This is a genomic window from Thermococcus marinus (assembly GCF_055389025.1).
The window spans coordinates 1,789,990-1,814,347 of sequence record NZ_AP042417.1 but is presented as its reverse complement, the minus strand read 5'-3'; the positions used below and the strand labels follow the sequence as shown (position 1 = coordinate 1,814,347).

The window sequence follows — 24,358 nt, the reverse complement described above, 5'->3', positions numbered from 1 at the left end:
ATTTACCTCAAGCTTTTAAAAGCCTGGCCGTAGTTTCGGGCATGTACGAGTTCACCGAGGACTTCAGGCTCAGGAAAATTACGAAGTACGAGCTGGACGGTGTCGATGAGAGGGAAGACTTGGTGGTAATTCCTCCGTCCAGCAAGGCCGGGCCGTGCGGGAGCAACTGCCTGTTCTGTTACCTCAGACAGAACCCTCCGGAGATGATTTACAAGGTTTCCTTCCACGACACGCTGAACGACCCCGAGCTGGAGAAGAGGATTGCCTACGTTAGCGAACACTACCCAGAGCTGTGGATTAGGGTCACTGACACCGCTGGAAACGTCGGGCTGGACGAGAAGAGAATCGAGAGTCTCCACGAAGCCGGCCTCGATGAGATGCAGATTTCTCTCCACACAACGAAGAAGGAGAAGAGAATCGCTCTCATGAGGAGCCCGCTCGCGGGCAGGTTGATAGACCTCCTCCCGCTGGCTGCCGAGACGTTCAGGATTATTGCGGACATAATCCTGACGCCGGGCTACAACGTGGACGACGTCGGCGAGATAATAGAAGACCTGGCCTCGGTGGGCGTTGCCGAAGTGAGACTTTTCCCTGTCGGCGTGACAAGGTACAACACGAACGTCAGGCCTCTGACGAAGGAAGAACTTATCTTCGTCAAGGAAACTGCCCTTGACGTGGGAAAAGAGGTTGGAATAAAGGTCGTCATTCCCCCAATCTTCAAGGCCCTCCTCGACGAGTTCCGACTTGATATTAAGCCCTTTGAGATTGAGCCTGAGATACCCACGTACATACTGACCGGCGAGCTGGCCTATCCGGAGCTCAGGAGAGTCTTCCCGAGAATCCCCGTTGTGGCGGTCAAGAACGAGTTCTTCGGCGGGAACATAGGTACTGCTGGACTGCTCACGGGTAGAGATGTGCTGAGAACCGTTGAGAGGCTTCCAGAGGTGGATCTGGGAGTTGTTCTCCTCCCCGAGTTGATGTTCTATGGGGACAGAACACTCGACGGCTTCACGAGGGGAGAACTTGTTTCGAGAATCCTCGTGGAGAAGGGATATATGGTCGAGAGTGCCCTTGAACCGGCTGAGATACCGCGCCTTCTGGAAAAAGTCGGGGCGTTATAACGCCCCGGACCGGCTCGGCGCTCATAGGGTATATCATCGCCTTCGCTCATCCCGTCTTGGATTCCTCACGGCCGGCCCGGGACGGCGTCAGGGCCAGTCCTCGTCATCACAAAAGCTCGGTGCAATTCGCTGTCATCATCCGCGGTTCAACCTTGAAGGTAGTAGGATATAAGCTTTCTCAGTTCGGAGTTTCTGTTAAGAGGCTGTCTCAGGAAGCGCCTGAGCCCGTTGTTCTCGGCCATTAGACCTGATAACTCAATCGCTAGAAGCTTGTTGTCCTCGCTCACCCCGTACGCCTTAAAGCGGAGCGGGGCATACTCTTTTTCAAGCTCCCAGACTTTCCCTTCGAGTTCTTTGGCCTTTCCCTCAAGCTTTTCGAGATCTCCCTTTGGCTCCTTGAACTCCCCGGTGAGGGCGAGGGTAATGACTCTCTCAGGAGGAACACCGTACCTCTCGCTAAGGCGCACTATCTCGCTCCATATCTCCGCGCTTATCTCGACCTCGATTTTTCCAAGACCCTTTTCGGGGTTGATGACGATCTTCATTCCGTTCACGCTCCATGAACGAACCGTTCACGATCTGTGAACTTTCTCAAGCTCTTTCTTTTTCTCTTCAACTCTCTTCCTGAGCTCCTCGTTCTCCTTCCTTAACCTGTCCCTCTCCGCCATCATGAGTTCCTTGTCCCTCAGCGCTTTCTCGTAGAACTCCCTGAGCTCCTCAATCTCACCTTCCATCTCGCGGAGCTTCTCTTCGAGCTTTGAAATTTTCTCCCGGAGGAACTCCTCGCGCTCGGCCTTGAGGGTTTCTTCAACCTTCGGTAGGTTCTCGCGGAGGAGGGCGTTGATATCACGGCCTTTTAAGGATTTGAACTTTTCGCGGGGGAGGGTGAGTTCAATCTTCATTGTCACCACGCTTTGAAAGCCATTTAAGGAACTCTTCGGGTGTTAGAGTCGTTATCTGCTTCTGTGCCTTCTTTTTGAAGCTTTCATCTCTTGTCACAAGCACGTCGCACCTTGATGCTATTGCAGATGCTAGTGCTACCAAATCATAGGGGTCGGTGCCCAGCTTCAATTGGAAAGAAAACGCATCAATCAGTACGAGCTCGTTAGGAATATAAACTTCAATCCCAACGTCTTCAATCTCCTTGACTCGTTCTGGGTCTAATCCACTCCTTTTAAAGACGTGGGCGCTCTCCATGAGGGTGAAGATCGAGATGACCCCATCGATTTTTTCCGCTTCAATAGCTTTCAAAATCTGAAGTGGGGCTTTCCATAGTTTGGCCCCCGTTTTTGGGTCTTCCTCCTTGAACCAGACGTTCAGGAGGACGTTTGTGTCCAGATATGCCCTAATCATACTCATCCTCCCTCATCTTCCTGATTAACTCTACACTGCTCATTCCCTTGGGAAGTTTCCCCTCCAATATGCCGAGCATTCTCTCTGCGGCGCCTTTTTTGGCCCTCTTCCGTGTTCTCATGTCCATCAGGAAGGAGAGGGTCTTCATGTCCACGAGCATACTACCACCTTTAGTCTCTCCGTCGGTTTCTTATTTTAACCTTCCTCTCCATCTCCGTTTAACCTTCCTCTCCATCTCCGTCTTCCGGTCGTAGCAGGTGACGTAGAACGCCAAGAGGCCCTTCCACTTCCCGTAGGGCTCAAGCGTTTCCCTCACGTCCCTCTCGCGGACTTCCTTAACCCGTTTCCCGAAAATCTTCGCTATGCCCCTCCTAAGGCCGAGGTCTCCCGCTGGGTAGACGTTCTTCCTGAGGCCATAGGCGAGGAAGAGCTCCGCCGTCCACTTCCCTATCCCCCTGAACTTCGTGAGGTATTTAATGGCATCATCGACTTCCCAGTCCCGAAGTTCGAGGTTCAGCTGGCCTTTGAGGTAGAGCTGGGTGAGGGACTCTATGTAGTCAGCCCTGTAGCCGAGCCTCGCCTCCCTGAGCTTCTCTCCGCCGAGGTTAAAAATCCGCTTGGCGGTCGGGAAGACGTGGAGGTCACCGATTTTCTCTCCAGCCAGTCTGACGAGGTTTTCTATCGTCTTTTGTGCGAAGTCAAAGTTCACCTGTTGCTGGGCCACAGTCTCGACCAGTGCCTGATAGGGGTCAGGTGCGGCGGGGGCAACGAGGCCGTAGAACTCGTCTATGAGGAAAGCGAAGGGTGAGTCGCTAATCTCGGCGTAGAAGGAGTCAAGGTCTGTATCAAGACCCAGGATAAAGGCTATCTTTTCCCTGGCTTCTTTCCGCTCGCTTCGTCCCCACTCCTCGGGGAAGTTGAACTCCCCGTCATAGACAACAATTCCGGTCTTCCCGTCGCTGAGCCTTATCGCCTGGTAAAACGTCCCGTCCCTGAAAGCCCACGTGCCGTTCCGTATCATTTCTCTTGCCGTTTTTTCAACGCTAACCATCGGTCGAGCTTTACGGGGTTGCGCTTTATATCCCTTAGGGTCAGAACCCAGAGCCTCCTCCCGTCAGAGGAACGCTTTATTTCGATCTCGCCCCTCTCCTCAAGGGATAACATTACTTCCTTGACTTTGTCGGGAGTCAGACCGAGCTTTTTCACTTCGTCCCAGAACGGCTCCTGGCTTGAGTGTCTCGCAAGCTCCATTATAAGCTCGTGGGCGAGCTTTTTCTTCTCTTCCCCTTTCGCCACGCGGTAGCGCCTGTACATTTCGGCGAGCATGCTACCAGTTGGGGCCGAACATATAAATGGATTTCTTAACTTTTCTATGCAGACAAAAGTTTTAAACGTTTAAGTGGTATTTCTTATGATGAGGGCTATGAAGCGCGCTGTGCTTGTGATGCTGTTCGTTTTAATGCTGTTCATTCCCGGCGTTTCGGCGGGAGGAAATGTTGTTTACGTTGGAACCATCGAGGGCACTATCACCCAGTACACCGCAGACCAGTTCGCGAGCTACATAAAGACCGCCGAGGAAAACAACGCAGAGGCGCTGATTATAGAGCTCAACACCCCCGGAGGCCAGGGGGACGCCATGATGCGCATCGTTTCCATGATTCAGGATTCTACGGTGCCAGTGATTATATACGTTTATCCGAGGGGTGCTATAGCGGCTTCGGCCGGCACGTACATAGCGATGGGCTCCCACCTGATAGCAATGGCCCCCGGGACGAGCATAGGTGCCTGTGAGCCAATACTTGGCTACGCCCCCAACGGGACGATAGCGCGTGCCCCTGAGAAAATCAGGAACTTCTACGCCGCCTACCTGCGCTCCCTCGCAGAGGGGAGCGGCAGAAACGTCACCGCCGCCGAGAAGTTCGTTACGGAGGACTTAAGCCTGACCCCGGAGGAGGCCCTGAAAGCCAACGTAATCGAGGTTATAGCGAATGACGTCCCGGACCTCCTCAGAAAGGCCAACGGCATGAGGACGAAGATTCCCGTCGCCGGGAAGGGGTACGTAACCCTCAACTTCACCGACGTTGAGGTCAGGGAGCTCAGCCCCTCGCTCAGCTACCGTATAGTCACGTTTCTCGCGAACCCTGCTGTTTCGTACCTCCTTTTCACGGTCGGAATGCTCGGCCTCGTCTTTGGCTTTCTGACGCCCGGCTGGCACGTTCCCGAGACCCTCGGTGCAATCCTGCTCGTCCTCGGCGTTATCGGCATGGGCTACTTCGGCTACAACGAGGCTGGGCTCGTGCTGGTAATCCTTGGCATGGTCTTCTTCATAGCGGAAGCGCTAACGCCAACGTTCGGACTCTTCACCCTTGCAGGACTCGTCAGTTTCGTTCTGGGGGGCCTAATACTCTTTGGCAAAGGTGGTAGTGGGGGTGTTTATCTCGTGGAGTCATCAACCTTTGAAACGCTTAGGATTGCTATAATAGTCATGGGAGTCCTGCTCGCGCTGTTCTTCCTCTTCGGAATGGCGGCTGTCGTCAGGGCCCACCGCAGGAAACCTGAGACTGGCAGAGAAGAGCTAATAGGGGAGATTGGGACAGTGGTTGAGGACCTTAGCCCTGAGGGCCTCATCAAAGTCAGGGGTGAGCTCTGGAAGGCCGTCTCGAAGGACGGTTCGACCGTTAAGGTAGGTGAAAAGGTGAAGGTAGTTGACGTCAAAGGGCTTACTCTTATCGTTGAAAAGGCTGGAGGTGGTAGTTGATGGCCATAGGAACGATGGTGTTGGGACTAATTTTGCTTTTTGTTTTGATTATACTGGCCAGCGCCATAAAGATTGTGAAGGAGTACGAGAGGGCGGTTATCTTCCGCCTTGGTAGGGTCGTCGGTGCCAGGGGTCCGGGACTGTTCTTCATCATACCGATTTTCGAAAAGGCGGTCATCGTTGACCTCCGTACGAGGGTTCTCGACGTCCCCGTCCAGGAGACCATAACCAAGGACAACGTCCCCGTCAGGGTCAACGCCGTCGTTTACTTCCGCGTGGTCGACCCGGTTAAGGCGGTAACGCAGGTTGCCAACTACATAATGGCGACCAGCCAGATAGCCCAGACGACGCTCAGGAGCGTCATCGGTCAGGCTCACCTTGACGAGCTGCTTAGCGAGAGGGAGAAGCTCAACATTCAGCTTCAGAAGATTATAGACGAGGCAACAGACCCGTGGGGCATCAAGGTAACCACGGTGGAGATAAAGGACGTTGAGCTCCCGAGCGGAATGCAGAAGGCGATGGCCAGGCAGGCCGAGGCCGAGCGTGAGAGGAGGGCAAGGATTCTCCTCGCCGAGGCCGAAAGACAGGCGGCTGAGAAGCTCCGTGAAGCGGCGCAGATAATAAGCGAGCACCCGATGGCCCTTCAGCTCAGGACGCTTCAGACCATAAGCGACGTTGCTAACGACAAGAGCAACGTGATAGTCCTTCCGCTCCCGATGGAGATGCTGAAGCTGTTCCAGGCCGCTGGCGAGGCGGCAAGGGTGTACGCGGCAAAGGAGAAGGAAAAAACGGAAGAGAGCTCCGAGTGAACACATCTGGCGATTACCTCTTTTTATTTTCACCGCAAAAGCTAAAAGCATTTCTTCACAAACTTACACTCGCAGTGAGCAGTAGGTCTCAAATTAGGGATAGCACTCATGATTTTACCGGAGGTGTTGGGTTTGGAAGGGCGTTCGATAGTTTTTGCATCCGGAAAGGGTGGAACTGGTAAAACCACAACAGTGGCAAACTTAGGTGTTGCATTGGCCCAGTTTGGCAAGGAAGTGATTCTCCTTGATGCGGATCTGACAATGGCCAACCTCAGCCTCGTCCTTGGAATGGAGGACATACCGATTACGCTCCATGACGTTCTCGCGAAGGAAGCAGACCTCAAAGATGCAATATACGAGGGTCCTGCGGGAGTCAAGGTTATCCCAGGTGGCCTCAGCCTTGAGAAAGTCAAGAAGGCAAAGCCCGAGAGGCTCAGGGAGCTCATGAGGGAAATCGCCCAGATGGCGGACTTCGTGCTTATAGACGCCCCGGCTGGACTTGAGATGACATCTGTTACCGCCCTCCTTATCGGTAGGGAGCTCATCATCGTCACCAACCCGGAAATCTCGGCCATAACCGACTCCCTCAAGACCAAGCTCATAGCAGAGAAGCTCGGAACGCTCCCGCTCGGTGTTGTCCTCAACAGGGTTACCAACGAGAAGACCGAGCTCAGCAAGGAGGAAATCGAGGCTATACTCGAAGTCCCCGTTCTGGCGATGATTCCAGAAGACCCGGAGGTTAAGAGAGCCAGTGCCTACGGTGTCCCGCTCGTCATCAAGAACCCGACCAGCCCCGCGGCCATAGCAATCAAACAGCTCGCCGCAAAGCTTGCGGGAATCAGGTGGCAGCCACCTGAGCCGGAGAGCCCCATCAAGAGGGTCTTCAAGGCCATCTTCGGGGGGAAGAAGTGATGGCAGCAGTCTTCCTGTACGGACTGGTTGTAATCCTGTTGATACTGGTCGTAGTGCTGGCGATCCTCTACATTTCAGCGAGGAACAACCCGTACTACGTTGTCTATGACGAAGAGACCAAGACCGCCCTCAAGAGGCGTGTCATGAACCTCAAGGAAGAGCTTGAGGGCGAGCTCGAGCAGTTTGACATTGACGACTGGGAGAGGACTCTTGAGGAGTCCATAGACGAGGAAGTTAGGAGCCTCTGACTTTATTCTATCTATCTGTTATTAAACTTTTTGGGGCCGTTAAATTTTAAAACCTCTATTGTACTTTCTATTCTGGGGGTGGGGGGCAATGAGAGCCAAGTTGGGATATAAAGACAAACTCGTAGAGATAGCCGGGAGCGAGGTCTTGGTCTTTGACGGAAAGCTTTACACCGCCCCCCTCGAAGAAGTCGTCAGGTACTATCTCCATGGTTCAGCAGTTCTGCCCCCCGCCGTCAGGGAAGTGAGCAACGACGTCGTCAGGTTTCTCCTGAGAACAGGAGATCTTGAGACTTTTGTCCAATCAAGGATTCAGTACGGGGAGAGCCTCTCGGACTGATTTTTCCTTCTCCAAACTCGTTCTTTAAGGTGAGCTCAGTCTACAAGTCCTTGCCTATTGTCTTTATTTTTGCCCCCCTCTTTTGGCGTGCTTTTCTCGAAAACATTTAAATAAACTTTGACAAAGAATATTAATTCAACCAAAACAGATTTGCTGGAGGTGAGAAAATGAGGGCGAAGGTTAGAATCCTTGATTTCTACAGCGGTAGGTACTCGGTTCTCATAAACGAAGAGGACGCAAAGGAGGCCAAGCTCCACCCTGACGACCTCGTGAAGCTGGAGGCCGGTAAGAAGACCGTCTACGGGAGCGTTGTCATCAGCAACCTCGTGGAGCGTGGAGAAGTCGGCGTGAGCAGGGACGTCCTTGAGCTTCACAGCTTTTCAGAGGGCGAGACTGTGGGGGTCATTCCGGCTGGAACCCCTGAGAGCGTCCGCTACATAAAGAAGAAGATGCGCGGCGAGAAGCTCAGGAAGGTCGAGATTGAGGCCATAGTCAGGGACATCGTTGACAGGAAGCTCAGGGACATCGAGATAAGCTCCTTCGTCACATCGCTCGAAATAAACGGCCTTGACATGGACGAGATAGCCGCGCTTACGATAGCGATGGCCGAGACTGGAGACATGCTCGACATAGACAGGAAGCCCATAATGGACGTCCACAGTATCGGCGGTGTTCCCGGCAACAAGACCAACATCCTCGTGGTTCCGATCGTGGCCGCCGCTGGCCTGACGATCCCGAAGACCAGCTCGAGGGCAATAACCAGCGCCGCTGGAACGGCCGATGTCGTCGAGGTGTTTGCCAACGTCAGCTTCTCGCTCGACGAAATCAAGAGGATAGTAGAGAAGGTCGGCGCGTGCCTCGTCTGGGGAGGGGCTTTAAACCTCGCTCCCGCCGACGACATCACAATTAAGGCCGAGCGCGCGCTCAGCATTGACCCAACCGGGCTCATGCTCGCGAGTATAATGTCCAAGAAGTACGCCATGGGAAGCCAGTACGTTCTCATTGACATTCCAACCGGAAAGGGCGTCAAGGTCGAGACCGTCGAGCAGGCGAGGGCCCTCGCGAGGGACTTCATAGAGCTCGGCAAGAGGCTCGGCCAGTACGTCGAGGTCGCGATAACCTACGGTGGCCAGCCGATTGGACACACCGTCGGTCCGGCCCTCGAGGCGAGGGAGGCGCTCTCAGCCCTCATGACCGGCAAGGGGCCGGGAAGCCTCATCGAGAAGGCGACCGGGCTGGCAGGAATACTGCTTGAGATGGGCGGTGTTGCCCCCGCCGGAATGGGCAAGAAGATGGCCAGGGAAATCCTTGAGAGCGGAAAGGCCTGGGAGAAGATGAAGGAGATTATAGCGGAGCAGGGCGGAGACCCCAACATCAAGCCCGAGGAGATTCCGATTGGAGACAAGACCTACACCTTCACCGCCCCAACGAGCGGCTACGTCACCGCGATAGACAACAGGGCGATAACTGCCATAGCCAGGGCCGCGGGAGCGCCGGAGGACAAGGGTGCCGGCCTGGAGCTCTACGTCAAGGTCGGTGAGAAAGTCAAGGAAGGCGACCCGCTCTTCACCATCCACGCCGAGCACGAGGCGAGGCTCGACCAGGCGATAGTTCTAGCCAGGAGAACTGAGCCGATAAGAATAGAGGGAATGGTCCTCCAGCGAATCGGAAACATCTGAGCCTTTCATTCTTTCAGTTTTTCAAGTTCTTTTTTGAACTCCTCCCTGCTCATGCATGGCCCGTTCCTCTTCAGCCTGACCGCGGCAATCTTGTAGTTGCCCTTTCCGACGAACCTGCAGACCTTTTCCGGCTCGTCCACGAGTCTCGCGACCGCGTAAGTTACCCCGTCCCTCTCAACGTAGTCTATAACCGTGTCCTGGAAGCCTGTGAAGATTACGACGCACTTCCTGTTCGGGTTGAAGGGCTTCAAATCCTCGTCTATTGGTGGCAGTCTCTTTACCACGCACTCGTTCGGAAAATCATGGGCCTTTACGCGCCTTATCAGTTCGGGCATTTCCTCGGTTTCTTCGAAGCGTTCGAGCTCCTCCCTCGAAATCTCGACGGGCTTCATTGAGTAGCAGAGGAACTCCTCGTCGTGAAACATCATGTAGGTTCCGTCCTTCAGGAACATGAAGGCTATCCTCTCCCTCGGAAGGTCGAAGACGTAGCCTGACTTGCTCTTTTTGACCTCGTACATTTTCCTCACCGGGTCAACTCTGCAGGTGTCATTTATAACCCTTGCTGGTCATTTCTGTTTAACCTTCTCCACAACGTGTATTCCCTCGATTCTTGTCACAGGATACTGGCCGTTCTCGTCCTTCTCAACGGCTTTCACCATGTCCCATATCGTGAGTAACGCGACGGTCACGCCGGTTAAGGCCTCCATCTCGACGCCGGTCTTGTAATAGGCGCGAACCTCGCAGGTGGCCTCGATGTAATCTTCTCCGAACTCGAAGGTTATGTCAACGCCGGTCAGAGGTATCGGGTGGCAGAGGGGAATTAACTCGGGCGTCTTCTTAACCGCTAAAATCCCGGCAATCTGGGCCGTCGCTATGACGTTGCCCTTCTTGGTCTTTCCCGCCTTGATGAGCTCTATCGTCTCCGGTTTGAGTTTAATCCTGCCCCTGGCAACGGCCTTTCGAAAAACAACGTCCTTGTGGCCGACCTCAACCATCTTGACGCCCCTCTCATCAACGTGGGTCAGCTCCATGGTATCACCATGTCCCATTCTCTTGAGGGAATAAAAAGTGTATCGGCAACCGCCGCGTTATTCCTCGGGAGCCAATTTGATGGCGAGCAACACCCCTGCCATAACAAGTGCAAGCCCGCTCATTACCAAGGGAATCACGTCCCTCTCGGAGTCTTTTAGGAGTAGTATCCCCGCAGTCAACCAGAGGACTCCTCCAAGGACAACTGCTATAGAAGCAACGGTTTTTGATTGCATGTTAATCACCCCCGTAACGTTTCCATATGATTATTGCACCGATAAAGTAGACTGCCAAAACTGGCAAGAGAGTCATTAGAGTCACTCTCAGCTAATCCTCTGGGGTGTAGCCTTTGATTCTTGTTAGGTACAGAAAAATCACTATCGCCATAATTATGCAAATCGTGTAAAGCACCAAGACCGCTTTCTTCTCCTCACTAATCTTCCCGTTGTTCGCGCTCATCTCCAACCACCTAGGGGTTTCTGTCCATAATTAGAGATAAATCCTCAGATTCATAGACATCACTAATTCTAAGTTAAATAAACCACCAGTGCGAATATTCTTCTGCATTTGCTTTTTCTCGTTTCCTTCTTCCCTTCCAAAGCCTGCCGGTATAATTCTCATGTATTCGTGGTATTTCTTTATTCTTCTTCTCTGCTGGATTGACAGCAGGATTATAATCCCACAGAAAAGGGATAGTAGCACGTACTCATCCAGCATTTCCCTCCCCCCTATAAGCGTTGCCGTGCTCTCTTTCTCAACATATCCAATATCATGCGGGAAGTTGCGAATCCTACTCCTATTCCAATTCCCACCGCAATTGCGCTACTCGCTGCTTTGGGTAGTATAATGCTGAGGATTTTGTAAGCTATGAAGGCTGCAAGCCCCCCTGCAACCACTGCCGATGGATACGAAATGAGATACTATTTTACTGGCACTCTCATACACTTTCCTTGTTATTATTGATGTTTTTAATTTTACTGCCACATGATGCTAAGGCCAGTGAGCCCGGGGAGTGCCGCCGTGGGGGCCGAGTTCAGGTCGTCAAAGGCATAATACAATGCAGGCAGTGGGAGAAGGTACGCTATCGTGTCAAGGGCTATGAACTTCACGTTTATACGCCCGTCCTTAATTGGGCGCTCCTTCTTCTCCAGGATTATTGCACTGCTCACTGAGAGGGAGGTCAGTACTATTAAGACGTTTTTAAGGTGCTCTCTCGAGAAAGTTGTAACCGAAAACCACATACAGGCTGATGAGCAAATTATTGAGAGCATTCCGAGCCCGAGCCATCCTAGAGCCTTCGCAAGCTCTTTCCTCATGGTTTCCTCATTTATGTTACCTCCCACCCGACTATCCTTAAGAAAAGAAAATTAAAAAATTGTCCCTGTCATAACCATCCAGCTATTGTTGATGCTGCAAAAAATGCTATTCCCGCTGGACCTCCTACTGCAGCATCAACTGCTGCTTCCCAAGGGGCTGTAGCAATCGCCATCAACACCAAACCCAACGCCAAGGCCTTCCTCCACATTTGGGAACCTTTAGGTTCCTAATTGCAGGACGCTACAAACGTTTGAAAATGTCATTATATTGCTCTAAAAGATAGTGGGCATCAATTCCAAATTTTTTGGCATTTTTAATCATCATTTTGTCATTTGAAACTAAAAGTGAACCCGTTATTTTTGCCGTTGCAATGAAGTATGCATCAATAGCCCTGCATCCTGTTTGAAGGGACACTGAAAACGCTACTTCATTCGGATTTTCAACTAGTCTTATCTTTGATAGGAGTTCCTCAATAAAGTTTAGGACGTCTTCCTTTTTAAATTTCCTCGCCAAAACACCCGCCAGCTCTACCTTAAAGACCTCTGGCTCATAAATCTGAAGCTCTTTTTCTTCAACAAGTCTGATCAGGTTCTCAGCTAAGCTCCTTCTATGCTGATTTTCTAAAAACAAATCCAGCCAGACCGAGGTGTCTATCACAATCACCTTCTCTCCTCCAAAAATTTCTCGATGTCTTCCTCGCTAAATTTGAATACATTTTGATATTTTTTTACTATCCCTAACAACCCTTTTCTCTCTATCTTGACGATGACCTTCTCTCCTTCTTCGAGTTTCAGTGGCTTTAAAGGCCTCAGCACGCCTTTCTCATAAACTGCTTCGGTAACTTCCATGGCCTTCACCATTTCCCATCTCTGTTTTAATCCTTAAATCCTTTCCGCTATCTTTGCCGTTACCGTGCTCTCAATTAGGGCGGCAATGAATATTAAGACTATCGAAATAGCCACGAGCTTGAAGAACTCTTTAGCGTCTTCCTCGCTAATAATATCTTCTTTCTTGCCCAAAGCAAATCTTAACAGCTCATACGGGATTTTAAAACCTGCCGCTCCTGCAATGATGATAGCAGGGATTTCAAAGATGCCGTGGGGGAGGAGTAAGAGGAAGAATGCCTTAATGTCTTCCATGATTAGAAAATCGTAAAATAGTGTTCCTATATTAATTCCATTTAGGATTAAATTTAAAAAAGTTAATCCACCAAAAGTCAGAGCACCACCGAAAGAAAGCAACAAGACGACCTTGAGATTGTTAATGAAGATATAGGTAAATGTAATATGGTTCATATTGAATTCTTGTTCTGAAAACTCTAAAATTGATTTGGGATTTGTATCTTCTGAGATGTTGTAGTGAGATGATAAAGAAACTCCAAGAATAGATCCGATGAAGAATAGAGAAAATGAAAAAAGAATTAAATTGTGTTTCATGGTTTTTGTCCCCATATAGCTATATTTTAACACAATCTGAATTCTTTTCGATTTTTTCAAAGTGTTTTTCAATATTTTTAATTTCTTGCTTGGCTTCGGTTATCACTATGTATGCATAGAGCAGTACTCCGTATATCAAGCTTGATACAAAAGTTGCCTCAAGAAAATCGGTCACTGATCTGACTGGAATTATTTGGGTGTAAGTTATGGTCATGGCTGTCAAAAGGCTCATTATTATCAAAGGCATTACAATGACCGATAGGAAATCTTGCAGATCTTCCTTGATTTTCATTGCGATCACCTGTTACATGGCGAGACCTACACCGATACCTGGGATTAACCTTGCAGCGAACTTTGCGGCCGTTCGAATGGCAACTCTCCTTATGATTCTTTTCGTGGCATATCTGGCTAAAGTCTTTCCAGCCTCTTTAGAGACCTTTAATGTTATCCCTCCCGTTACAGCTCCATAAAAAGCTTGCCTCCAATCTCTGGTCTTATACCACAGATAAGCTCCATGAATTAAATCATACCTTCCTTCTTCACAGAGCACCCCCATGCCGGAAGTCATGCTGACAGTCTCATCAGCTCTGTTTTCTGTTGCTCCTCCTACCACCATCCCTATGGCCATTAACACCAACCCTATAACCAAAGCCTTCCTCCACATTGGGAACACCTCCGGGTTTTCATTACATGAATGTCATTAATACTACTTAAGGTTTTCTTTGCAATTTTCGTCATTATGTTTTTTTTTCTTATAGCTTTATTGAACAAGCAACAACGCATGGATGGCAATTGTTTTAAAATGGATGGCAATTGTTTTAAACAAATTAATCGCTATCCAAGAACCGGTGATGAGTATGAAGGTCGTCAACATTGCCGTAAAGGATTTTGAGGTCGGCATAAGAACGAAAAAATTCCAAATAATAATAGTTCTCTTTGCAGTAATCTCCTTGGGAATGATCTATAATTCAAAAAGACTTGGCATAAGCGCAAGCTTGTATAAAACGTCCTTCCAGATGCTTTTCCTCTCGAGCTTTTCCAATGCTTTCAACTACTCAATAGCCCTGCTGGGAATCCTCCTTGGGGCGACCGCAATAAACGAGGAAATTGAAAAGGGAACGTTGAAGTTAGTAGCTTCAAAGCCAGTATACAGGGACGAAATAATCGCCGGCAAGCTCTTGGGTGGCCTTTTAACCCTTGGCCTGGCCCTGGTGTTGTTTTACATTTCAACGGTTGCCTTTGCCCTAGTCCTAGGGGTTCCAATAACCGGGGACGACGTGATGAAGTTTTTGGTTACTTTTCCCTTCAGCATGCTCTACGGCTTGGTCTTCCTGAGCCTAGGCCTGTTAGTTTCAACGCTCATCAAGAGGCCCAAGAACGCCCTGATAACCTCGGTCTTCCTGTTTGTCTTCTTTGGCTTTTTGCTATCGATAATAGCCGGGGTAGTGGCTTTCGCGGTAGCTGGCTTGCCACCAGTTCCCAACATTCCGGAGAACGCCACGAACCTAACTGAAGAGCAGCTTCAAGAGATGTTCCTTAAAGATCCTGCTTATCAGGAATGGCTGACCAAGCTGACAACGACGGCGGAGAGAATCCTTTATATATCTCCAAACTACCATTATCAGGAGATAATCAGAATACTCTTTGGGGGAAAGCCTCAGATAAGCGAAATAGTCTCTGCCTTAGCTTACGAGCAGAGCGTAGTGGAGGATAGACCAATGATGGAGAGCCTTGGGCTGATATGGAAGAACATCACCGCACTGCTCGTCATGCTCTTATTGCCCTTTGCGATAGCCTACGTCAAGTTTATGAAAGCCGACCTGAGGTGATTGCATGTACGCCATAGAGATTGAAAACCTAACCAAGTCCTATGGAAATTTTAAGGCTGTTGACGACCTAACACTAAAGGTTGAAAAAGGCATTACATTCGGATTTTTGGGGCCAAACGGTGCCGGGAAGACTACCACGATCCTGAGCATGATAGGCCTGATAATTCCGGACAGCGGGAGCATCAGGATTCTGGGAAACGACGTCTTCAGGGAGCCGATCAAGGTAAAGGAGAAAATAGGCTATCTCCCGGAAAACGCCACCGCCTATGAGGAGTTGACTGCCTGGAGAAATCTGGAGTTCTTCGCCAACTTTTATAATTTCTCCAAGCCAGAAAAGGAAAGGAGAATAGAGGAGCTCCTGAAGATGGTCGGCCTCTGGGACGTCCGCTACAGGAAAGTCAAGACTTTCTCAAAGGGAATGAAGCAGCGTCTTCTTCTGGCTCAGGCGCTGATAAACGATCCAGACGTTTTGATTCTTGATGAGCCGACCAGCGGGCTTGACCCAGAGGGGGCTTACCTTGTAAAGAACATCGTCAGGGAGGAGCGCAAAAAGGGCAAAACAGTCTTTTTCTCGTCCCACATCTTAAGTGAGGTTGAAGAGCTGAGCGACAAGGTCGGGATCCTCGTGAACGGAAAGCTCAGGGCAGTGGGACCGTTGGAAGAGATAAAGAGGCAGTTCATGGAGCTTGAAGGATATGAGATAAAGGTTGAGACGAAGCAAAAGCTCCCGCGGATTGAACTGCCCGAAATCATAAGGATAGAAAGGGTGAGTGAAAACAAGGCAATAATATTTGCAAAAGGAGACATAAGGGAGCAGCTTTCGGAGCTTCTTGCAAAGAAAGGAGTTACAATTGTGAGCCTTGAAGTCGAGGAACCGAGCTTAGAGGATGTTTTCCTGAAAACCGTTTACAGGAGAGGTGAATGAAATGAAAAAGAAGGCTTTTGTCATAATTTTTCTGCTTGTGCTCTCCCTCCTTCCTTTCACAAACGCTCAGCCGTGGATAACCGTGTTTGAGGGGAAGGTGAAGATTGGGGAGACCTTGGTCGTGGGGGATTACCGGATAAAGGCAACCCTTGAAAAGAACGAGATGAAGCCCTATGCTATAGTCTACGAAGGCGATGAGATTATGAAAATCATTGGACAGTGGAATCTCACAGAGGTCGGCAACATTAGAATAATTCTCGGAGGCTATGACGCGGAGAGCAAAGAGGTCTTCGTTTCCCTTCAGTATAGACCATCTCTGGTCAAAGAACTCAGACCGGAGGAAGGCTTCTCTTTTGAAGTTGGTGAGCACTCCATAACGATAGTCAAGTCAAGTAGCGAAAAATTGTTACTGAAGGTGGATGGAAGAGAGGTAGAGGTAAAGGCAAGCTCTACCAAAATATACCACAAACTTGCCCTAGAATACGCCGACGGAATTTTGAAGGTCTATTATGCCAAAGTTGAAGTGAAGAAAGAGGAGAAAAAGGATTACGAAATATACTACCCGTTCACAGGGTTAAAGGTTGTGGCAGGGAGTCAAGTTCAAATCCCCATTGAAGTCAGGAACAACGGCAACGAGGATTTAACCCTGCAGGTAGGGGTAGTATCAAAGCCCCTTGAATGGGAGGTTAAATTGCTCGATGAAAAGGGGGGATATGAGGTTAGCGAGATATTCCTAAAACCGGGAGCCTCTGCTATTTTGAACCTCCTTATAAAGGTCCCGGAAGATGCGAGCGGAACAAAGATTGTTCGCTTTGCAGTCGGGGAAGAAGTTGAGGAGATAACTCTCGATGTGGTCAAAAAGGGTAGCGTTGACGTGGCCATTCCAGTGCTTAGCATAGAGTGCGAAGCCGGTCAAAACGTTACTTTCCCGATAACCCTCAGGGGAGAAGGCGCTGTGGAGCTGGCAATAAAAGAAAAGCCTGCCAATTGGAGCGCATACTTCATCATGAAAAATCAGAGGGTCAGGTCGTTTCTCCTAGAAGGGGAGGAGAACGTCATCCTTTTTGTTGAAGTTCCGAGGGATGCCGGGCTCGGCGAGCATTCAATAATATTCTCTGTAAACGGGGTAGAAAAGAGCGTAAGCGTTTTCGTCTATAAAACGCACAGGGGAGAACCCGCAAAACTGCACATAACGGTTAAAGATGAGGAGGGCAACTTTTTGCAGAAGGCAAAAATTTACGTTGGGAACAAAACTGTTTTCACGGACGGCTATGGAAGGGCCACGGCGGAGCTTAAGCCCGGTGTTTATAAGGTGATCGTTGAGAAAGAGGGCTATGAAAAAGCTGAGAAAGAGGTCACACTTGAAGATGGAGAAGAAAAGGCATTGGAGATAACTATGACGAAGCTTCCATACTATTTTGAGCTCGAGGGGAGCGGTGACACAGTTGCCGTCACGACGGGATCGATAGGGGCTTACAAGCTGGGCATAAGAAACGTTGGAAAAGCTGAGGATACCTACTCGCTTTCCCTTCTGGGAGTTCCAGAGGGATGGTCGGTAGAATTCTACTACGCCGAAAGTCCAGTTAGGAGTTTAAAAATCAACTCGGGCGAATCAAAGGAAGTCACCTTAAGAATAATCCCTCCCTTCAACGCCCAGCCGGGTGAATACAACCTAACGATCGTCGTCAGAAGCTCTTCCGGACTGCAGAAGAACTTAAGCCTTGCAGTGAAGCTCATCGGGGAATACAGGTTCGAGATGTATCCCGAAACACCCATCGTTGGGATTAAAGCCGGAAAAGAGGGTGTTGCATACGTTTCCCTCGAAAACACTGGAACCGCCCCGATAACGAACATAAAGTTTAAAGTGAGTGCCCCTCAGGGCTGGGACGTTAAAGTTGTCCCCCAGGTTGTTCCGGAGCTTGGATCCCGCTATTACTTCGAAAAGGGTGGCATGACTATAAAAGGGGTGGAAGCAAAGGAACGCGTGACAATAACCATAAAGGTTCCCAAAACCACTCCGGCCGGAACATATCAGATAACGATCACTGGCAAAGGAGATCAGGCCCAAGCGAGCACCCAGATTACGGTCAGGGTGACCCAGAGCTCGAGCTCCGCCTACATCGGAGTATTCCTGCTTGTGATAACGTTTGTGGTGGTGGCGTGGATGATAAGGAGGGTGGGCAGGAGATGAAAGCGTTAAACGTTGCGATGAAAGAGCTCTACGTCTCGATAAAGAGCAAGAGGTTCGCAGTGCTCATCGCCATCTACGCCCTCTTCCTTATTCTGCTCTCTTACTCTTTAAGAGATAACTTGGCCGAGCTGACATCTCCCTCCGTCGAAAGGGTTCCAATGGGCCCCTTTGGAGTGAATGGGGAAATCCTTGCCACACCCCTGTCGGTAATGCTCATCACAAACTTCACGTTTTTCACTGTGATAGGAGCCATTCTCGGGGCTTCCCTAGGGGCGGACTGCATAAACAGGGAGATTGAAAGCGGGACAATAAAGACTCTTCTCAGCCATCCGGTTTACAGGGATGAGGTTTTAGTCGGTAAGTTCCTTGGCAATGCGTTCGTTTTGGTAATCACGATTTTCACTGGCTATGCATTTACGATTGCTTTTCTTCTTATCAACGGAACGCCGATTGACGGGGACTCGCTTTTGAGGGGCCTAATAGCGTTTCTTTTAACCGTCGTTTACTCCCTGGTGTTTTTGAGTGTTTCACTTCTTTTTTCAACCCTCCTCAAAAAGCCTGAAACGTCCATGCTGGTGTCGATAGGCCTTGCGATTTTCCTTACGATGGTATACGGCATTGTAGTTTCTTTAATATCCCACCATCTCGCCGGAGAAATGCCCCCTTATGGGACCCCGGCCTTTGAAATCTGGAGGGAAAACCTAAGGCTTTGGGAGCAGAGACTGCACTTCATTAACCCGGCTCATCACTACGCCGCCCTGGTTACTGCGGTTTTTGCGGGAGACAGAATAACCAACTGCTACGTACCCCTGGGAGAATCACTGGGGCTGGTGCTCAACAACGTCTCAATGCTTCTGGTGTTCTTGCTCTTGCCCTTCGCCTTCGCATACGCCCGGTTCCTGACGAGCGATTTAAGATAAAAGAGAAATCAGCCCTTCGCGACGCCCATCGGGCGCATCCTCGCGACGAGCTTTGCTATGCCAGCCTGGTGGACGACGTTGACGACGTTATCGACGCTCTTGTAGGCTCCGGGAGCTTCTTCGGCCACGACCCTGAGAGAAGCGGCTCTCACGTAGATTCCCCTCTGGAGGAGCTCGTTTCTGAGCCTGTCACCGCGGTACTGCCTCGTTGCGGCCTTCCTGCTGAGCAGCCTTCCGGCACCGTGACAGGAGCTTCCGAAGGTCTCTCTCATCGAGCCCTCGGCTCCAGCTAAGACGTAGCTCGCCGTTCCCATCGAGCCCGGAATAAGGACTGGCTGGCCGACGTCGCGGTAGGCCCTCGGCACGTCCGGATGGCCTGCTGGGAACGCCCTCGTCGCTCCCTTCCTGTGGACGACCACCTTGACCTTCTTCCCATCAACCTCGTGCTCCTCGACCTTGGCTATGTTGTGGGCGACGTCGTAAACTATGTGCATCTCCATGTCTTCGGCCTTCCTCTTGAAGACCTCTTCAAAGGACTCCCTGACCCAGTGGGTTATCATCTGCCTGTTGGCCCAGGCGAAGTTTGCGGCCGCCTTCATCGCGCTGAAGTACCTCTGACCCTCCTCGCTCTGGAAGGGAACGCTCACCAGCTCGCGGTCGGGCCAGGGGATTCCGTACTTCCTGTTGGCCTTCTCCATTATCCTGAGGTAGTCGCTCGCCACCTGGTGGCCGAGACCGCGCGAACCTGTGTGGACCATCACGACGACCTGCCCCTCGAAGAGGCCGTAGGCCTTGGCTATCTCCTCGTCAAAGACCTTATCAACGACCTGAACCTCAAGGAAGTGATTCCCTGAACCGAGGGAGCCGAGCTGCGGGGCACCCCTCTGCTTCGCCTTCTGGCTGACCGCGTTTGGGTCGGCGCCCTCCATTCTCCCGCCTTCCTCAAGGTGCTCAAGGTCCTCCTTCCAGCCGTAGCCGTTGTCAACGGCCCACTTGGCGCCGTCTGCTAACACGTCGTCGAGCTGGGTCCAGTGGAGCCTTACTCTTCCCTTGCTTCCCAGTCCAGAAGGCACGTTTTTGAAGAGCGTGTCAACGAGCTCCTTGATGCGTGGTCTGACTTCTTTTTCCGTTAAATTCGTTCTAATCAGTCTGACGCCGCAGTTGTGGACGACGACGCCGTTGGCTATGAAGTTGTGTGCCCTGTGATAGACGCCGATGTCGTAGAACTTTTCATAACTTGGCCTGATTCTCTCGACTTTAACGACCTTCTCTGCGACGAAGCCGCCCTCGTAACCCCTCTCGCGCGCGAACTCCTCAAAGGTCGGGAAGTCCTTGGGAACACGCGGTTCTTTCTCACCCTCGTATATTGCCCTCTCGACAAAGCGCTTGTTGACGACGTCCTTGACGGCCTCGTGGGCCTTTGCTACGCTTCCGGTCTCGGCGTAAACCCTTCTTGCGATTTCAGCCGCTTTCTTCCTCTCGGCCCTAACGCTTTCCTTGAACCTCAGGTAGGCGTAGGCGATTAAGCCTTTGGCCTTCTTCTCAAGGTCGTACTCGTAGTTTATCCTTCCAAGGAAGTTTCTGATGCTCTCCTCGCCAACGAGGGCCAGCCTGTACGTTATGCCCTTCTTCGACTTGACCCTGTAAACTGTCGTTTTGATACCGAACTCTGCCAGAAGCCCCGCTATCTCGTCCATGAACTCCCTGAGGTTTTCTTCAAGTTCCTCAACCTTGGACTGCGTGAGGTTTATCGGCAGTGGAGTGTTGCCCTTGAACTCGACGATGCTTCCGTCGGCCGCGAAGAGTCCCGCCAGGAAGTTCCTCTTCACCCAGAGGGGCGCGCTCTTAATCCACTCTGGAACGCTGTACGCAGTTTCTGCCTTCCTGCCTCTCGGCATTCCGAGCTTCTCCATGAGCAGGGCAAAGCTCCTTGAGGTGACCCTCAGCTCCGCCGAGACGCTCCTGCCCTCGTACTCGCCGCTCACCGTTTCGATGTGGTAGTCCCTCTCGCGCACGTAGAGGTTCGCGCTGATGCCGAGCCTCTCAAGGTCTTTCTTGAGCTCCTTCAGCGTCTCCTCCTTCCCGTAGAAGCTCAGGTAGAGCCTACCGTCCATCTCGCCAAGGTGGCCGTCGCCGAAGGCGAAGCCGAGGATTCTCGCGAGGGTTCCTATCCTCGGGTCGTCCCAGCGGAGCGGTAGTAGATTTTTCTCGCGCAGGAACTTCACTATTTGCCCGCCCTCGCCCTCAAAATCCTCCTCGCTCAGGAGAACACCTCTTCTCTCCTCGAACTCAACACCTTCGAACGGGTAAACGAGAACTTCGTCGCCCTCCCTGACGTTGCCGAGGTAAACGTAGCCCTGAGGGGTTAGAACCGGGTGGTCCTCGCTGCCCTCGATGATCTTCCCCGACTCGGTGACGATTCTCACCGCGAGCTCGTTCTCTTCAACGTCCCTCTCGGCAACGAAGGCGACCTCTGAGAAATCGTTGTGTCCCTCATCAACGTCGTAGACCCTCAGCCCCTGGAGCTTGAACTTTTCGGGCATTTCCTCAACCTTAACCCAGTATCCGTGCTCCGTAAGGACCTTTGAGCCCGGAGCAAGGCAGTTAATGTCGTATCCGACCCCTCCGGGGCTTATGACGCCTTCTTTGATGTCAAAAGCCGCTACACCACCGATTGGGAAGCCGTAGCCCTGGTGTCCATCAGGCATGACAATTGAGTACTTGTAGATGCCCGGGAGCATGGCGACGTTGGCGGCCTGCTCCAGAGTCCTGTCCTGACGCATCTTCTCGATGAGCTGGTCGTCAGCGTAAACCCTGCCCGGAACGCGCATTCTCCTGTCGAACTTGGGAATCTCCCAGCGGATTTTGTCAATCCTCTTCAGCGGAACCATCCTCTCACCCCCTCCTTAGGTGGGCCTAAAATTATTTTAAGCTTTCGAGGAACGGAAATGTTACTCAATCCTTAACCTCCTCTCCTTCGGGACGTAGTTGAGCAACCTCCCGTTCTTGGCCTTGGCCGACCCGAGGTAGTAGGAGCGCCATTTGAGGAGCACCCAGCCGTCTGGCACGTCAACTTCCACGCTCTCCCCGGCCAGGTAGCGCTTTGCTTTCTCATCGTCCAGCTCGACGACGTTCTTCGTTGCCTTTGGTCCAACGAGGAAGGCACCTTCAATCGTCAGCCTTATTCCGTCGCTCTCTATCCTGCCAAAGTAGACTCCCCTCCTGCCGGTGTCGCTTATCTTGAGTTCACAGTGCTTGTAGGCGTAGACCTTCCGGTGGTTGCCCCTGATTTCGTAGATTAAGTCTGGCGCATAGCCGTAGTTCTCCATGAGGAGCCTCTTGACGAGCTCGGCATCGCTGGTCTTGCCAATCTCGTTTCTGGGATTTCCCTTCTCATCACTCATTTTCATCACCCGGCTTGACTATCTTCGCTATGAAGAAGGCCTCGGTGTCGTTGTCGTTCGGGTGTATGCGCAGAGCCTTTTTCAGCTCGTCAGAGTAGGTCTTCCCCTCCCACTCAAGGACGGGCTCGCTCGTCTTCACGGGCAGTTCTATCCTCTCCAGCCTCGCATCGGTCTTCCTCAGGAGGTAGTCAACGACCTCCTCGTTCTCAAGCGGGTCTATGGTACAGGTTGAGTAAACCATAACTCCCCCCGGCTTGAGCGCTTTGTAACCGGCCAAGATGAGCCTCTTCTGAATGTTCATGTACTTGACGACGGCCTTCTCACGCCACTCCCTCAGGAAGCGCCAGCTCTTTCGTATCATTCCGACTGAGGAGCACGGTGCATCCAATAGAACCCTGTCGAAGGTGTTCTCGAAGCGCGCGAATTTAGTCCCGTCCCGCGTCGTTACCCTCGCTATCAGAACCCCCATTCTGTTGAGGTTCGCTATCAGGACGTTGGCCCTGTCCCTGTTGGGGTCGTTTGCTATTATGCACCCATCGTTCTCCATGTACTGGGCTATTTGTCCTGTCTTCGAGCCCGGCGCGGCGGCCATGTCGAGGACGAGCTCTCCCGGCCTCGGCTCGAGAACCACCGGCGGAATCATCGAGCTTGCCTCCTGCCCGAAGATTAAGCCGAGGCCGTGCTCCGGGACCTTTGCGAGGTTGTCAACGTTGATGAAGAACCCCTCGCGAACCCAGGGAATCGGTTCGAGCTCGAACTCCTCCCTGAGTCTCTCAACTACCACCTCCAGCGGGGCCTTGAGGGTGTTCACCCTGATGCTCTGCCTGAGGGGCTTAACCATGAACTCCCAGAACTCATCCGAATCGTCGAGCTTTGAGTAGCGCTCGTAAAATGCAGGATTGGTTTCCCTAATAACGTCCCTCGCGCTCATCCAATCACCTCACAGGTCGGGAACGAACTGCGCCATCCAGCGCCCGTCCGGCAGTTTCTCAATCTTCATGTCGTGGTAGGTTATTGCCTTGACTTCCTCCTTCGGCTCGTGCTTCTCGTAGTCGAGAACCTCGCCACAGGCCTTCGCTTTGAGGCGGTAGCCGTTCTCTGTCTTCTCTATCCTGACTCTAACGTCGCCGAAGACCAGCCCCTCCATGTCGTGGAGCACGAGGAGCTCTTCAAGGAAGCTGTACAGGAGAGCCTCTAAGTCCTCTTCCTCCACCTCAACCTCGCGACATTCCCTCGGCTCGACCTTCCTCACGTCCACCATCACGTCAAAGAGTCCCAACGCGACTGCCTCAAAGGCCTCCTCAAGCGTTGAGCCGTAACCGCGAACGCCTATGTCAGCGGTATGCTCGTAGTGCTCCCACTTTCTCATTCTCTCACCCCCAAGAGAATTGAGTTCAGGCCCTCTTTAAGGGCCACCTCGTGAAGCCTCTTATCTGCAGTGTAAAAGGCATCGGCCTTTACATGCTTCGCCGAAACTATTTGCAAGGCGTCAGCCTGATAAATGTGATACCTCTCAATCAGCTCCCACGCATCGGCGAGGAGCAGGGAATGGACGGGAACGACCTCAAGGACACCCAGCCTCGTGAACCTCTTTACCTCCGCAAGGAAGCCCCTCTTCAGGAAGTTGAACTCCTCCTCTGTGAGCTGGCCTCTCCTCAGCTTTTTGTCGAATATCCCGATTACCTCGCCTATGTTCCAGAAGCTGAAGGCCAGCTTAACCTCGCCCCTGTAGGCGTCCCTGAAGGCTTTCTTCACAACGTCACTCCCGTTTTCGTTCAGATACCTCTTCAAGATTGCACTACTGTCCAAGTAAACGCTTCTCGCGGTCATCCCTCATCTCCCTCAGGAGCTTTTGACTGCTCTCGCCACCAACGTCGAGTGGCTCGAACCACAGGGGAACTTCTGAGTCATCAACGTCCTTCAAGACCTCGTTTATGAGGTAGTTCATCAGCGCCTCCTCCAGCAGTCTGCTGACCTCGCTTCCCTCACGAAGGGCCAGCTCTTTAAATTCCTTCCACAGCTCCTCGTCGACGTAAACGCTCGTTTTGACTTTCCCCATGTCACCACCTGTAGGTAATTACCTACGTCGG

Annotated in this window: 35 protein-coding genes; 11 read left to right on the top strand and 24 right to left on the bottom strand. The window is 51.6% G+C overall.

The annotated features are described in order from the left end of the window. Positions 1 to 41 precede the first annotated feature (41 nt). The gene (locus ACZ5ER_RS10060; protein WP_464934364.1) at positions 42 to 1,121 is read left to right on the top strand and encodes a DUF512 domain-containing protein; all 1,080 of its coding nucleotides are present in this window, start codon (positions 42 to 44) and stop codon (positions 1,119 to 1,121) included. A 146-nt stretch (positions 1,122 to 1,267) separates the two neighbouring features. On the opposite strand, the gene ACZ5ER_RS10055 is transcribed toward ACZ5ER_RS10060, so the two are convergent. From ACZ5ER_RS10055 to ACZ5ER_RS10030, 6 genes are read right to left on the bottom strand one after another with little or no spacing between them, the layout of a single operon-like run. Next, positions 1,268 to 1,666: a hypothetical protein gene (locus ACZ5ER_RS10055; protein ID WP_464935196.1), complete on the bottom strand. Its 399-nt coding sequence runs from the start codon at positions 1,664 to 1,666 to the stop codon at positions 1,268 to 1,270. Between the two features lie 27 nt (positions 1,667 to 1,693). After that, positions 1,694 to 2,023, bottom strand: a complete 330-nt coding sequence (locus tag ACZ5ER_RS10050) for a hypothetical protein (protein WP_050003772.1) — start codon at positions 2,021 to 2,023, stop codon at positions 1,694 to 1,696. Continuing rightward, on the bottom strand, positions 2,013 to 2,474 hold the full coding sequence (locus tag ACZ5ER_RS10045; RefSeq protein ID WP_464934363.1) for a type II toxin-antitoxin system VapC family toxin: 462 nt from the start codon (positions 2,472 to 2,474) through the stop codon (positions 2,013 to 2,015). Before ACZ5ER_RS10045 ends, ACZ5ER_RS10050 begins: the two co-directional genes overlap by 11 nt. After that, on the bottom strand, positions 2,467 to 2,634 hold the full coding sequence (locus ACZ5ER_RS10040) for a hypothetical protein (RefSeq protein WP_169741393.1): 168 nt from the start codon (positions 2,632 to 2,634) through the stop codon (positions 2,467 to 2,469). The genes ACZ5ER_RS10045 and ACZ5ER_RS10040 overlap by 8 nt, the downstream gene beginning before the upstream one ends. 30 nt (positions 2,635 to 2,664) lie before the next feature. Then, positions 2,665 to 3,525, bottom strand: a complete 861-nt coding sequence (locus tag ACZ5ER_RS10035) for a DNA-3-methyladenine glycosylase family protein (protein WP_464934362.1) — start codon at positions 3,523 to 3,525, stop codon at positions 2,665 to 2,667. Beyond that, entirely contained in the window at positions 3,492 to 3,800 is a 309-nt protein-coding gene (locus tag ACZ5ER_RS10030) for a hypothetical protein (RefSeq protein ID WP_050003769.1), read from the bottom strand. Before ACZ5ER_RS10030 ends, ACZ5ER_RS10035 begins: the two co-directional genes overlap by 34 nt. Before the next feature lie 88 nt (positions 3,801 to 3,888). Here ACZ5ER_RS10030 and ACZ5ER_RS10025 point away from each other — a divergent pair, with 88 nt between their 5' ends. The 6 genes from ACZ5ER_RS10025 (at position 3,889) to ACZ5ER_RS10000 (ending at position 9,217) form a co-directional block, all read left to right on the top strand. Beyond that, positions 3,889 to 5,232 (top strand): NfeD family protein, encoded by a 1,344-nt coding sequence (locus ACZ5ER_RS10025; RefSeq protein WP_464934361.1) that lies wholly within the window; start codon positions 3,889 to 3,891, stop codon positions 5,230 to 5,232. Continuing rightward, complete coding sequence (locus ACZ5ER_RS10020) at positions 5,232 to 6,041, top strand: slipin family protein (protein ID WP_050003768.1); 810 nt, start codon at positions 5,232 to 5,234, stop codon at positions 6,039 to 6,041. Before ACZ5ER_RS10025 ends, ACZ5ER_RS10020 begins: the two co-directional genes overlap by 1 nt. 132 nt (positions 6,042 to 6,173) lie before the next feature. Beyond that, positions 6,174 to 6,953 (top strand): cell division ATPase MinD, encoded by a 780-nt coding sequence (gene minD / locus ACZ5ER_RS10015; RefSeq protein ID WP_050003767.1) that lies wholly within the window; start codon positions 6,174 to 6,176, stop codon positions 6,951 to 6,953. Continuing rightward, positions 6,953 to 7,201 carry a hypothetical protein gene (locus ACZ5ER_RS10010; protein WP_174412706.1) on the top strand — a complete coding sequence of 83 codons (249 nt, stop codon included), beginning with the start codon at positions 6,953 to 6,955 and terminating at the stop codon, positions 7,199 to 7,201. The genes minD and ACZ5ER_RS10010 overlap by 1 nt, the downstream gene beginning before the upstream one ends. Positions 7,202 to 7,289: 88 nt before the next feature. Next, on the top strand, positions 7,290 to 7,538 hold the full coding sequence (locus ACZ5ER_RS10005) for a hypothetical protein (RefSeq protein ID WP_464934360.1): 249 nt from the start codon (positions 7,290 to 7,292) through the stop codon (positions 7,536 to 7,538). Between the two features lie 167 nt (positions 7,539 to 7,705). Continuing rightward, entirely contained in the window at positions 7,706 to 9,217 is a 1,512-nt protein-coding gene (locus ACZ5ER_RS10000; protein WP_464934359.1) for an AMP phosphorylase, read from the top strand. 5 nt (positions 9,218 to 9,222) lie between these two features. Here the strand turns inward: ACZ5ER_RS10000 and ACZ5ER_RS09995 are convergent, their stop codons facing one another. From ACZ5ER_RS09995 to ACZ5ER_RS09940, 12 genes are all read right to left on the bottom strand, one after another. Continuing rightward, the gene (locus tag ACZ5ER_RS09995) at positions 9,223 to 9,735 is read right to left on the bottom strand and encodes a hypothetical protein (RefSeq protein WP_464935195.1); all 513 of its coding nucleotides are present in this window, start codon (positions 9,733 to 9,735) and stop codon (positions 9,223 to 9,225) included. Between the two features lie 48 nt (positions 9,736 to 9,783). Next, complete coding sequence (moaC, locus tag ACZ5ER_RS09990; RefSeq protein ID WP_464934358.1) at positions 9,784 to 10,248, bottom strand: cyclic pyranopterin monophosphate synthase MoaC; 465 nt, start codon at positions 10,246 to 10,248, stop codon at positions 9,784 to 9,786. 57 nt (positions 10,249 to 10,305) lie between these two features. Beyond that, a complete protein-coding gene (locus ACZ5ER_RS09985; protein ID WP_464934357.1) occupies positions 10,306 to 10,482 on the bottom strand; it encodes a hypothetical protein in 177 nt (58 codons plus the stop codon). 91 nt (positions 10,483 to 10,573) lie between these two features. Then, positions 10,574 to 10,705, bottom strand: a complete 132-nt coding sequence (locus ACZ5ER_RS09980) for a hypothetical protein (protein WP_464934356.1) — start codon at positions 10,703 to 10,705, stop codon at positions 10,574 to 10,576. Between the two features lie 30 nt (positions 10,706 to 10,735). Then, a complete protein-coding gene (locus ACZ5ER_RS09975; RefSeq protein ID WP_464934355.1) occupies positions 10,736 to 10,963 on the bottom strand; it encodes a hypothetical protein in 228 nt (75 codons plus the stop codon). 257 nt (positions 10,964 to 11,220) lie between these two features. After that, positions 11,221 to 11,415, bottom strand: coding sequence for a hypothetical protein (locus tag ACZ5ER_RS09970; protein WP_464934354.1), 195 nt, complete (start codon positions 11,413 to 11,415; stop codon positions 11,221 to 11,223). A 215-nt stretch (positions 11,416 to 11,630) separates the two neighbouring features. Further along, a complete protein-coding gene (locus ACZ5ER_RS09965; RefSeq protein WP_464934353.1) occupies positions 11,631 to 11,771 on the bottom strand; it encodes a hypothetical protein in 141 nt (46 codons plus the stop codon). 32 nt (positions 11,772 to 11,803) lie between these two features. Beyond that, the gene (locus tag ACZ5ER_RS09960) at positions 11,804 to 12,226 is read right to left on the bottom strand and encodes a type II toxin-antitoxin system VapC family toxin (protein WP_464934352.1); all 423 of its coding nucleotides are present in this window, start codon (positions 12,224 to 12,226) and stop codon (positions 11,804 to 11,806) included. Further along, positions 12,223 to 12,423: an antitoxin family protein gene (locus tag ACZ5ER_RS09955; protein ID WP_464934351.1), complete on the bottom strand. Its 201-nt coding sequence runs from the start codon at positions 12,421 to 12,423 to the stop codon at positions 12,223 to 12,225. The genes ACZ5ER_RS09960 and ACZ5ER_RS09955 overlap by 4 nt, the downstream gene beginning before the upstream one ends. Positions 12,424 to 12,444: 21 nt before the next feature. Beyond that, positions 12,445 to 13,032, bottom strand: a complete 588-nt coding sequence (locus ACZ5ER_RS09950; RefSeq protein ID WP_464934350.1) for a stage II sporulation protein M — start codon at positions 13,030 to 13,032, stop codon at positions 12,445 to 12,447. After that, positions 13,019 to 13,291, bottom strand: coding sequence for a hypothetical protein (locus tag ACZ5ER_RS09945; protein ID WP_464934349.1), 273 nt, complete (start codon positions 13,289 to 13,291; stop codon positions 13,019 to 13,021). The genes ACZ5ER_RS09950 and ACZ5ER_RS09945 overlap by 14 nt, the downstream gene beginning before the upstream one ends. Positions 13,292 to 13,303: 12 nt before the next feature. Beyond that, entirely contained in the window at positions 13,304 to 13,663 is a 360-nt protein-coding gene (locus ACZ5ER_RS09940) for a hypothetical protein (protein ID WP_464934348.1), read from the bottom strand. A gap of 187 nt (positions 13,664 to 13,850) precedes the next feature. Between ACZ5ER_RS09940 and ACZ5ER_RS09935 the strand changes: the two genes are divergently transcribed. The 4 genes from ACZ5ER_RS09935 to ACZ5ER_RS09920 are packed head-to-tail and all read left to right on the top strand — an operon-like array spanning position 13,851 to position 18,864. Then, a complete protein-coding gene (locus ACZ5ER_RS09935) occupies positions 13,851 to 14,828 on the top strand; it encodes an ABC transporter permease (RefSeq protein WP_464934347.1) in 978 nt (325 codons plus the stop codon). Positions 14,829 to 14,832: 4 nt separating this feature from the next. Then, positions 14,833 to 15,753, top strand: a complete 921-nt coding sequence (locus tag ACZ5ER_RS09930; RefSeq protein WP_464934346.1) for an ABC transporter ATP-binding protein — start codon at positions 14,833 to 14,835, stop codon at positions 15,751 to 15,753. A gap of 1 nt (position 15,754) precedes the next feature. Then, positions 15,755 to 17,944, top strand: coding sequence for an NEW3 domain-containing protein (locus ACZ5ER_RS09925; RefSeq protein WP_464934345.1), 2,190 nt, complete (start codon positions 15,755 to 15,757; stop codon positions 17,942 to 17,944). Then, positions 17,914 to 18,864: an ABC transporter permease gene (locus tag ACZ5ER_RS09920; protein ID WP_464934344.1), complete on the top strand. Its 951-nt coding sequence runs from the start codon at positions 17,914 to 17,916 to the stop codon at positions 18,862 to 18,864. Before ACZ5ER_RS09925 ends, ACZ5ER_RS09920 begins: the two co-directional genes overlap by 31 nt. A gap of 8 nt (positions 18,865 to 18,872) precedes the next feature. Here the strand turns inward: ACZ5ER_RS09920 and ACZ5ER_RS09915 are convergent, their stop codons facing one another. Genes ACZ5ER_RS09915 through ACZ5ER_RS09890 form a run of 6 tightly spaced genes read right to left on the bottom strand, consistent with a single transcriptional unit; the run spans position 18,873 to position 24,327 of the window. After that, positions 18,873 to 21,755, bottom strand: coding sequence for an intein-containing RtcB family protein (locus ACZ5ER_RS09915; RefSeq protein ID WP_464934343.1), 2,883 nt, complete (start codon positions 21,753 to 21,755; stop codon positions 18,873 to 18,875). A 60-nt stretch (positions 21,756 to 21,815) separates the two neighbouring features. Further along, positions 21,816 to 22,268 (bottom strand): methyltransferase RsmF C-terminal domain-like protein, encoded by a 453-nt coding sequence (locus ACZ5ER_RS09910; RefSeq protein ID WP_464934342.1) that lies wholly within the window; start codon positions 22,266 to 22,268, stop codon positions 21,816 to 21,818. Then, positions 22,261 to 23,199, bottom strand: coding sequence for a tRNA (cytosine(49)-C(5))-methyltransferase (locus ACZ5ER_RS09905; protein ID WP_464934341.1), 939 nt, complete (start codon positions 23,197 to 23,199; stop codon positions 22,261 to 22,263). The genes ACZ5ER_RS09910 and ACZ5ER_RS09905 overlap by 8 nt, the downstream gene beginning before the upstream one ends. Before the next feature lie 9 nt (positions 23,200 to 23,208). Next, positions 23,209 to 23,637, bottom strand: a complete 429-nt coding sequence (locus tag ACZ5ER_RS09900; protein WP_050003758.1) for an archease — start codon at positions 23,635 to 23,637, stop codon at positions 23,209 to 23,211. Continuing rightward, complete coding sequence (locus ACZ5ER_RS09895; RefSeq protein WP_050003757.1) at positions 23,634 to 24,098, bottom strand: type II toxin-antitoxin system VapC family toxin; 465 nt, start codon at positions 24,096 to 24,098, stop codon at positions 23,634 to 23,636. Before ACZ5ER_RS09895 ends, ACZ5ER_RS09900 begins: the two co-directional genes overlap by 4 nt. After that, positions 24,067 to 24,327 carry a ribbon-helix-helix protein, CopG family gene (locus tag ACZ5ER_RS09890; protein ID WP_050003756.1) on the bottom strand — a complete coding sequence of 87 codons (261 nt, stop codon included), beginning with the start codon at positions 24,325 to 24,327 and terminating at the stop codon, positions 24,067 to 24,069. Before ACZ5ER_RS09890 ends, ACZ5ER_RS09895 begins: the two co-directional genes overlap by 32 nt. Between the last annotated feature and the right edge of the window lie 31 nt (positions 24,328 to 24,358).

Coding starts and splice junctions, on each gene's coding strand:
- ACZ5ER_RS09995 (WP_464935195.1), bottom strand. CDS start 9,735: ATGTACGAGGTCAAAAAGAGCAAGTCAGGCTACGTCTTCGACCTTCCG.
- ACZ5ER_RS09945 (WP_464934349.1), bottom strand. CDS start 13,291: ATGAAAATCAAGGAAGATCTGCAAGATTTCCTATCGGTCATTGTAATG.
- ACZ5ER_RS09890 (WP_050003756.1), bottom strand. CDS start 24,327: ATGGGGAAAGTCAAAACGAGCGTTTACGTCGACGAGGAGCTGTGGAAG.
- ACZ5ER_RS10000 (WP_464934359.1), top strand. CDS start 7,706: ATGAGGGCGAAGGTTAGAATCCTTGATTTCTACAGCGGTAGGTACTCG.
- ACZ5ER_RS10040 (WP_169741393.1), bottom strand. CDS start 2,634: ATGCTCGTGGACATGAAGACCCTCTCCTTCCTGATGGACATGAGAACA.
- ACZ5ER_RS09985 (WP_464934357.1), bottom strand. CDS start 10,482: ATGCAATCAAAAACCGTTGCTTCTATAGCAGTTGTCCTTGGAGGAGTC.
- ACZ5ER_RS10050 (WP_050003772.1), bottom strand. CDS start 2,023: ATGAAGATTGAACTCACCCTCCCCCGCGAAAAGTTCAAATCCTTAAAA.
- moaC (WP_464934358.1), bottom strand. CDS start 10,248: ATGGAGCTGACCCACGTTGATGAGAGGGGCGTCAAGATGGTTGAGGTC.
- ACZ5ER_RS10055 (WP_464935196.1), bottom strand. CDS start 1,666: ATGAAGATCGTCATCAACCCCGAAAAGGGTCTTGGAAAAATCGAGGTC.
- ACZ5ER_RS10035 (WP_464934362.1), bottom strand. CDS start 3,525: ATGGTTAGCGTTGAAAAAACGGCAAGAGAAATGATACGGAACGGCACG.
- ACZ5ER_RS09965 (WP_464934353.1), bottom strand. CDS start 11,771: ATGTGGAGGAAGGCCTTGGCGTTGGGTTTGGTGTTGATGGCGATTGCT.
- ACZ5ER_RS10060 (WP_464934364.1), top strand. CDS start 42: ATGTACGAGTTCACCGAGGACTTCAGGCTCAGGAAAATTACGAAGTAC.
- ACZ5ER_RS10020 (WP_050003768.1), top strand. CDS start 5,232: ATGGCCATAGGAACGATGGTGTTGGGACTAATTTTGCTTTTTGTTTTG.
- ACZ5ER_RS09930 (WP_464934346.1), top strand. CDS start 14,833: ATGTACGCCATAGAGATTGAAAACCTAACCAAGTCCTATGGAAATTTT.
- ACZ5ER_RS10025 (WP_464934361.1), top strand. CDS start 3,889: ATGAGGGCTATGAAGCGCGCTGTGCTTGTGATGCTGTTCGTTTTAATG.
- ACZ5ER_RS09975 (WP_464934355.1), bottom strand. CDS start 10,963: ATGCTGGATGAGTACGTGCTACTATCCCTTTTCTGTGGGATTATAATC.
- ACZ5ER_RS09980 (WP_464934356.1), bottom strand. CDS start 10,705: ATGAGCGCGAACAACGGGAAGATTAGTGAGGAGAAGAAAGCGGTCTTG.
- ACZ5ER_RS09955 (WP_464934351.1), bottom strand. CDS start 12,423: ATGGTGAAGGCCATGGAAGTTACCGAAGCAGTTTATGAGAAAGGCGTG.
- ACZ5ER_RS09900 (WP_050003758.1), bottom strand. CDS start 23,637: ATGAGAAAGTGGGAGCACTACGAGCATACCGCTGACATAGGCGTTCGC.
- ACZ5ER_RS09925 (WP_464934345.1), top strand. CDS start 15,755: ATGAAAAAGAAGGCTTTTGTCATAATTTTTCTGCTTGTGCTCTCCCTC.
- ACZ5ER_RS09935 (WP_464934347.1), top strand. CDS start 13,851: ATGAGTATGAAGGTCGTCAACATTGCCGTAAAGGATTTTGAGGTCGGC.
- ACZ5ER_RS09940 (WP_464934348.1), bottom strand. CDS start 13,663: ATGTGGAGGAAGGCTTTGGTTATAGGGTTGGTGTTAATGGCCATAGGG.
- ACZ5ER_RS10005 (WP_464934360.1), top strand. CDS start 7,290: ATGAGAGCCAAGTTGGGATATAAAGACAAACTCGTAGAGATAGCCGGG.
- ACZ5ER_RS10030 (WP_050003769.1), bottom strand. CDS start 3,800: ATGCTCGCCGAAATGTACAGGCGCTACCGCGTGGCGAAAGGGGAAGAG.
- ACZ5ER_RS09910 (WP_464934342.1), bottom strand. CDS start 22,268: ATGAGTGATGAGAAGGGAAATCCCAGAAACGAGATTGGCAAGACCAGC.
- ACZ5ER_RS09905 (WP_464934341.1), bottom strand. CDS start 23,199: ATGAGCGCGAGGGACGTTATTAGGGAAACCAATCCTGCATTTTACGAG.
- ACZ5ER_RS10045 (WP_464934363.1), bottom strand. CDS start 2,474: ATGATTAGGGCATATCTGGACACAAACGTCCTCCTGAACGTCTGGTTC.
- ACZ5ER_RS09895 (WP_050003757.1), bottom strand. CDS start 24,098: ATGACCGCGAGAAGCGTTTACTTGGACAGTAGTGCAATCTTGAAGAGG.
- ACZ5ER_RS10010 (WP_174412706.1), top strand. CDS start 6,953: ATGGCAGCAGTCTTCCTGTACGGACTGGTTGTAATCCTGTTGATACTG.
- ACZ5ER_RS09915 (WP_464934343.1), bottom strand. CDS start 21,755: ATGGTTCCGCTGAAGAGGATTGACAAAATCCGCTGGGAGATTCCCAAG.